The organism is Actinophytocola sp. (genome assembly GCF_035942955.1).
Lineage (GTDB): Bacteria > Actinomycetota > Actinomycetes > Mycobacteriales > Pseudonocardiaceae > DASYTH01.
In genome coordinates, this window is the sequence record NZ_DASZCQ010000212.1 from 1 (window position 1) to 6,725 (window position 6,725).

Below are 6,725 nucleotides of genomic sequence, written 5' to 3' on the forward strand. Positions count from 1 at the left end.
CCGGCCGCCTGTCCGCACCCACTAGAGGTGCTGCCGGGCTCTTGCGTCCCGGCGTTCCCGCTGGGAGGGCCGCCCTGCTTCGGCACCTCCGGCGGGAAGCTATTGTCTTGTGCCCCGCTGGCCGCCTTGGGCGACGACCGACGGGCGTCTTCGCTGGGTACCTCGTTCGGGGCGACCTCTGCGTTACCGGATCCACCAACAAAAGGTGCACCGGCCGTCGAGGCGGTCCCTGGGGCTTCCGCTCCCTTCCACAATGCCACGCCGAGCACGGTTGCGCCCGCAAGTAGCGCAATCCCGAGCGCGGATCCACCCAGAAGTGCGTTTCGCCGACGCACCCGCTGGCGACCGGATTCGGCGGCGACGTCATCGTAGTCGAACGACGGCGGCGGCGCGTCGGGGACCGCGTCCCGAAACAACTCGCCCAACTTGCGCTCGTCCACCTACGTCCACCTCCCTCGTCCGCTCATGAAGCCGACCTCAAATCGTCCAGCGTGTCGCCCAGCACGTCGCGCAGGGCGGCCAGCCCGCGCGCGGTCTGGCTCTTCACGGTTCCCTCCGAGCACTTGAGCACCTCGGCCGTGGCCGCGACGTCAAGCCCGTCGAGGAACCGCAGCACGAGCACCGCCCGTTGCCGGGGCGGGACCCGCCGCAGCCCGTCGAGCAGCGCCGACCTGGTCGCCACCGCGTCGCCGACCTCCCCGCCGGTCTGGGCGACCTCGGGCAGCTCCGGCACGAACCGCTCCCGCCGCCATGGGCGCCGGGTCTCGTCGATCACCGCGCGCACCAGCGTCCTGCGGACGTAGGCGTCCAGGGCCCCGCGGTCCCGGATCTTGCGCCACTTCCGGTGCAGCGCGACGAACGCGGTCTGCGCCAGATCGTCCGCCCGGTGCCAGTCGCCACAGAGCATGTACGCGGTCCGCCGCACGGCGTCTCGCCGAGCCGCGAAATACTCCGCGAACTCCTGCTCGTGGCGTTGCTCCACGCGGACTCTCTCCGCTCGTCATTGTGCGTACCGAGGACGGACCGTGCCGTCCACACGGTTGCATGGACGTCAGCTGAGATGTACGCCACCCCTTTGTCACGTGGCCCGTGGACAGGTGTGGTGTGATCGGATTGTGACCGCCGACGCTCCCATCGACCTCCGCTCCGACACCGTCACCAAACCGGACACCCGCATGCGGGAGGCGATGGCCGCCGCCGAGGTCGGTGACGACGTGCTCGACCACGACCCCACCATGCGCGCGCTGGAGGAACGGGTCGCCGACACGCTGGGAGTGGACGCCGCCCTGTGGGTGCCGAGCGGATCGATGGGCAACCTGATCGCGCTGACCCTGCACCTCGGTCGCGGTGACCGGTTCCTCGCCCCGCGCGGCGCCCACGTCCTCGGCAACGAGCTGGGCACCGCGGCCTGGCTCGCCGGCGGCATGCCCGAGGCGCTGGACTGGGAAGCCGGGCCCGGCCGGATCTCCGCGGACACCGTGCGCACCATGGCCGGTGGCGCGGCGCCGTACTACGCGCTGCGCACCACGCTGCTGTGCCTGGAGAACACCCACAACGCCGCGGGCGGCACGGTGACCCCGCCGGATCAGCACGCCCTGCTGGTGGCCACCGCGCGGGACACCGGGCTGCGGGTGCATCTCGACGGAGCCCGGCTGTGGAACGCCTCGGTCGCGCTCGGCGTGCTCCCGGCCGCGCTGACCGTCGGCGTGGACAGCGTGCAGGTGTGCCTGAGCAAGGGGCTGGGCGCGCCGGTCGGCTCGGTGGTCGCGGGCAGCGCGGAGTTCGTCGCCGAGGCGCGGCGGGTCCGCAAGATGCTCGGCGGCGGCGTGCGCCAGGGCGGCGTCCTGGCCGCGGCCGGACTCGTCGCCCTCGACCGGATCGACGACCTGGCCGTCGACCATGCCAACGCCGCCGCCCTTGCCGAGGGGCTGGCCGAGCTTGGCTGGCAGGTCGACCCGCCGCAGACCAACATCGTGCTGGCCGGGGTGCCGGATGTGGAGCTGGTCCTCGACGCGCTGGCCAAGGCGGGCGTGCTGGCCGTGCCGATGTCGGGCAAGGTCCGCTTCATCACGCACCGCGACGTCGACACGTCCGACATCGCCGAGGCGCTAGGGCGAATCAAAACCCTCCAACCGGCTCACGGCCGGATCTGACGCTGCCCCGACTTCCCCTTCAGCGCCGCGTAACCGATGCCGATCAGCGTGACCACCGCGGCCACCACCAGCAGCGTGCCGAGCACCTTGAAGATCCACCCGAGCACGGCGAACGCCAGCCAGATCACGATGATCGCGCCGATGATCTTCAGCAGCATGTCCCACATCCCTCCCCCGACGATTCCTCGCCTGTGAGGGCATACCGGCGCCGAGGGCTGGCCGAGGGGTCGGTGGGTGCCAACCGGAGGCCGATGACGGCGAGTAGTGCTTCCAGCTCTGTCCTCACATCGAATCAACACTGTTCCAACGGTGGGTGCCGCTCACCGGTTCCCGGTGAGTGCTTACCGGCGCCGAGGGCCGGCCGGAGGCCCGCCCGAGGGGTCGGTGGGTGCCGACCGGCGGTCGGCAACGGCGAGTAGTGCTTCCAGCCCTGCCTTGAATTCAACGCCGCAGCCAGCCTTCCAGCCGGCGCAGGCCCTCGTCCACGTCCTGGGTGGTGCCGGCGAAGGAGAACCGGACGAACCGGTGGCCGTCCACCGGATCGAAGTCGATCCCCGGCACGATCGCCAGGCCGGTGTCGGCCAGCAGCCGCTGGCAGAAGCTCATCGAGTCGTGGGTCAGATGCGACACGTCGGCGTAGGCGTAGAACGCGCCGTCGGGCGGGGCCAACCGGTCGATCCCGAGCGCGGCCAGCCCTTGGACGAGCCGGTCCCGGTTCACCCGGTAGCGCGCGACGTGACCGTCCAACTCGGCGTAGGACTCCGGTTCGAACGCGGCGACCGCGGCGTACTGGGCCAGCGCCGGCGGGCAGATGGTGAAGTTGCCGGTCAGGCAGTCCACGGCGCGGTGCAGCCGCTCCGGCACGAGCAGCCAGCCCAGCCGCCACCCGGTCATGGCGAAATACTTCGAGAACGAGTTGACCACCACCGCCTCGCGGGAGTACTGCCACGCGCTGCTCGTCGCCACGTCGTAGGCGATCCCGTGGTAGAGCTCGTCGCTGATCAACTGCACGCCGCGTTCGGCGCACCACCCGGCGATCGCGGCCAGCTCGGCGGGCTCGAGCACGCTGCCGGTCGGGTTCGCCGGGCTGGCGACCACCAGGCCGTCGATCGCCAGCTCGTCCAGCATCCCGGTGGTCGGCTGGAACCTCGTGCGCTCGTCGCACGGCAGCTCGATCACCGCGCAGCCCAGCGCGGTGAGGATGTTGCGGTACGCCGGGTAGCCGGGCCGGATCACCGCCACCCGGTCGCCCGCGTCGAACGCCGCCAGGAAGGCCAGCAGAAACCCGCCCGACGACCCCGTGGTGAGCACGACGTCCCGCGCGTCCACCTCGAGCGCGTACCGGTCCTCGTAATGCTTCGCGACCGCCGCCCGCAGCTCCGGAATGCCCAGCTGCTCGGTGTACCCCAGGTTCGTCGTGGCGATGGCCTGCGCGGCCGCCTCGAGCACCGGCTTCGGCGCCCCCGCCGACGGCTGCCCCGCCGCCAGCGACACCATGTCCCCCTTGGCCCGCTGCCGCGCGTTGGCCGCGGACAGCACGTCCATCACGTGAAAGGGCGGGATCGCGGCCCGCTCGGCAACCTTCAACAGGTGGGCACGCATGGCGCCACCCTATGGCTAGTACCCCCGATACGCTCCGCCGCTGGCCATGGCCTTGATCCCCGGCACGTTCGCCAGCGAGCCGTACCGGGAGATCGCGTAGTTCACCCCGGCGCAGATGTTGTCCACCGGGTTCCAGATGTCGCCGTGCCCCGGCAGCTTGTACGAGTTGAAGGTCGGGTCGATCGTCTGCATCAACCCCTTCGACGGCGTCCCCTTGGCGGCGTTGCTGTCCCAGTTGTTGATGGCGTGCGGGTTGCCGCCGGACTCGTGCTGGATGATCTGCCAGATGCGCTGGGCGTCGGCGTCGCCGACGTTGATGCCGTTGGCGCGGAGGATCTCGATGGCCTGCCTGATCCACTCCTGCACGTTGCCGGGTGGAGGGCCGCCGGCCGGAGGGCCGCCGCTGGGTCCGAGGCCGCCGCCTCCACCGCCACCGCCGCCACCGGAGCCGCTGCCGCCGCCACCGGAGTGGCCGCCGCCCGTGCCGGAGGTGGCCGCGCCGGAGCGGTTTCCGTTCTGGCCGTCGGCGGCGGCCGGCTGGGTCCCGGTCTCGGACGGGGGCACCGGGGTCCACTCGATCGGCTGGCCGGGCTGGGGGGTGAAGGGTTGGGTGTTCGGGTCCGGCATCGAGGAGAACGTGCTGGCCGGGGTCTTGGCGCCGGTGAGGACGCCCACGGCGGAGGCGAGGGTGGCCTCGGTGCCCTGCAGGTGGGTGCGGATGTCGGCGGCGACGCCGCCGCACACCTCGCGGGTGAAGGCGTCGAGGCTGGCCTGGTCGGCGTCGCTGTTCTGCCGGATCCAGTTGCGGATCTCGGTCAGCCCCTGGTCGCAGCGGCCGGAGACGTAGGTCTTGGCGCTGTTGATCGCCTCGGCGACACCGTTGAGCGCCTCGGCGGCCTGGGTCATCGCCGTGCCGATGTCGGTGCCCGCCCTGGCGAAGCGGTCCATGTAGGCCACGAACTGGTCGGCCGAGGCGCCCTGCCACGCGTCGTCGAGGCCCCTGACCGCGTTGGCCACCTCGGTGCCGTGGGTGCCGGCGTTGGTCGCGGCCGTGGACAGCCGGGTGGCCGCCGAGGTGATCGCTCCGGGGTTGGCGTTCTCCACCTTGTTGGCCTCGGCCACGACCGCGTCGCCACCGGCGTACTGGGCCAGATCACCCGCCGCGCTCACTATCAACTCACCTCGGTGTCATCGTCCGGACGGCGTTGTCCTCGTGGTTCTGGATGCTCTGCACGACGGCGTCCAGCGCCCTGGCCACCTGGTCGAGCTTGGTCTCCGCGGCGTCGAACTCGTTGTGCAGGGCGGTGTTCAGCGCGTCGACGGCCTGCGACACGGCGGCGGAGCTCGGCAACGTGCCATAGGCGGACGGATCGCCGCACACGTCGGGGAAGCTGTCGGAGATCTCGCCGAACCTCGGCTTGTAGTCCTGTGCCTTGCGCATGCAGGTGTTGATCGCGTCGATGTTGTAGCTCGGCACGGCCCCTACCAACCCCTCCGGCGTCGGATGCACCGCGTCAGACGCGACGACCGGTAGTGAGGTTCCCGCATCAGATCTCGTCCAGCAACTCCCGCACGCACGCGGCCAGCAACGTGTTGTCCGCGGGCGTGATCGTGCTCCAGGTCCGCCCGTCGTTGCTCGGGCGAACCAGGTACGCGTAGCGACCCTCGGGCGTGTCGTGAAACGCCACCACCCGGTCGGCCCGGCGCACCTGCCCGTCGCGCTGCCGGCGCTCGGCGCCGAACTGGCCACGGATGCCCATTCCGGACAGCGTCGCGGCCAGCGTCTGTGCGTCTACTGTGGACACACCGCGCTCCTTGAGGTACGTGGCCATGGTCTGCGGGTTGCCCTGCGCGCGGGCGTCGGCGGCGTGCAGCAGCTCCGTTGCCACGCTGACGGAGTAGCCGCGGCCGGCCGGTTGGACGCCGGCGATCGACACGGCCGCGTCGGCGAGCGCGGTGTCCCTCGCCGGGATCAGCCAGACCTCCTTGAGCTCGACCACGGCCAGCAGGCCCTCGCCGCCCGTGGCCACGGCCAACGACTTGATCTCGTGGTCCGTCCACACCCAACTGTCGATGGCGATCTGGGGATGGGCCAGCAGGTTGAGCCAATCGGCCAGCTCGGGCACCGCGCGGTCACCCTTGGCCAGGCCACGTTGCTCGAGCGCGTCGAAGGCCTGCCGCACAAGGGCGGCCCGCTCGCTGTGGGTCTTGCCCGGACTGAGCACGTCCACCGCCACGTGCCGGGGCGGCAGGTTCTCCCGCTCCCACAGCACGTCGAACTCCAGCGTGGACAGCACCACGCTCCCGGACGACACCCGTCAGTCCGCCTTCGTCTCGTTCTTCTCGGTGTCCTCGTCGTCGCCGATCAGCGCGGGCGCGGTCAACCGGCCGTCCTCGAACAGGTCCCCGGAGTCGATGCCGTACTTGCGCACGTGCGTGGCGTCGTCCTCCTTGCGGGCCGCGCCCGTGGCCGGCTGCATGATCGCCCCGCCGGCCGGCTTGCCGGAACGCGCGCCGAACCGCTCGGCGTTGCGCGCCGCCCTTGCCTCGTCATCGGGCGGCGTGGCCAGCGGTGCGGCACCCTTCGGCGGAGTGGCCGCCGCTCCCGGGGTCTTCGGGGTCCCCGGCGTTCCGGGCGTTCTCGGGCTCCCCGAGGTGCCCGGCCGGCCGCCGCGCACCACCCGGTCCTTCTCCGCGCTCGCGCCAAGGGCCGCACCACCCGCACCCGCGCCGGCGATGGCCGCCGCCGCGGGAACGAACGGCGAGGGAACCGGGCGCGGCCCGCCAGGGGCGCCCGACCCGCCGGGCAGACCCGGCCCCGGCTGCGGAACCGGACCGATCCCGGTCGTCGGGCCCGGACCGGCGGGCGGTCCACCCGGGGTGCCGGGCGCGCCGCCGAACGGGCCGCCGCCGGGACCGCCACCGGGGCCACCGCCCTGACCACCGGCCGAGCCCGGCGCGCCGGGTGCT

General features: G+C 72.1%; 7 protein-coding genes and 2 pseudogenes. 1 reads left to right on the top strand and 8 read right to left on the bottom strand.

All coding sequences use genetic code 11. The features are described from left to right. Together VGX25_RS21650 and VGX25_RS21655 are read right to left on the bottom strand one after the other, a co-directional pair. Positions 1–440, bottom strand: a pseudogene (locus tag VGX25_RS21650) (hypothetical protein); the annotation flags it as partial. Between the two features lie 23 nt (positions 441–463). Then, positions 464–982 carry a SigE family RNA polymerase sigma factor gene (locus VGX25_RS21655; RefSeq protein WP_326919686.1) on the bottom strand — a complete coding sequence of 173 codons (519 nt, stop codon included), beginning with the start codon at positions 980–982 and terminating at the stop codon, positions 464–466. Between the two features lie 133 nt (positions 983–1,115). On the opposite strand from VGX25_RS21655, the gene VGX25_RS21660 reads away from it, so the two are divergent. Beyond that, a complete protein-coding gene (locus VGX25_RS21660) occupies positions 1,116–2,153 on the top strand; it encodes a GntG family PLP-dependent aldolase (RefSeq protein ID WP_326919687.1) in 1,038 nt (345 codons plus the stop codon). Here the strand turns inward: VGX25_RS21660 and VGX25_RS21665 are convergent. From VGX25_RS21665 to VGX25_RS21690, 6 genes and pseudogenes are all read right to left on the bottom strand, one after another. Next, positions 2,138–2,311 (bottom strand): hypothetical protein, encoded by a 174-nt coding sequence (locus VGX25_RS21665; RefSeq protein ID WP_326919688.1) that lies wholly within the window; start codon positions 2,309–2,311, stop codon positions 2,138–2,140. The genes VGX25_RS21660 and VGX25_RS21665 overlap by 16 nt on opposite strands. A 283-nt stretch (positions 2,312–2,594) precedes the next feature. Continuing rightward, complete coding sequence (locus tag VGX25_RS21670) at positions 2,595–3,755, bottom strand: pyridoxal phosphate-dependent aminotransferase (RefSeq protein WP_326919689.1); 1,161 nt, start codon at positions 3,753–3,755, stop codon at positions 2,595–2,597. A 15-nt stretch (positions 3,756–3,770) separates the two neighbouring features. Further along, positions 3,771–4,925: a transglycosylase SLT domain-containing protein gene (locus VGX25_RS21675; protein ID WP_326919690.1), complete on the bottom strand. Its 1,155-nt coding sequence runs from the start codon at positions 4,923–4,925 to the stop codon at positions 3,771–3,773. Between the two features lie 7 nt (positions 4,926–4,932). Continuing rightward, positions 4,933–5,232, bottom strand: coding sequence for a hypothetical protein (locus tag VGX25_RS21680; protein ID WP_326919691.1), 300 nt, complete (start codon positions 5,230–5,232; stop codon positions 4,933–4,935). A 70-nt stretch (positions 5,233–5,302) separates the two neighbouring features. Continuing rightward, on the bottom strand, positions 5,303–6,070 hold the full coding sequence (locus VGX25_RS21685; RefSeq protein WP_326919692.1) for an ESX secretion-associated protein EspG: 768 nt from the start codon (positions 6,068–6,070) through the stop codon (positions 5,303–5,305). Positions 6,071–6,073: 3 nt separating this feature from the next. Then, positions 6,074–6,725 (bottom strand): annotated as a pseudogene (locus VGX25_RS21690) (hypothetical protein); the annotation flags it as partial.

Coding starts and splice junctions, on each gene's coding strand:
- VGX25_RS21665 (WP_326919688.1), bottom strand. CDS start 2,311: ATGCTGCTGAAGATCATCGGCGCGATCATCGTGATCTGGCTGGCGTTC.
- VGX25_RS21670 (WP_326919689.1), bottom strand. CDS start 3,755: ATGCGTGCCCACCTGTTGAAGGTTGCCGAGCGGGCCGCGATCCCGCCC.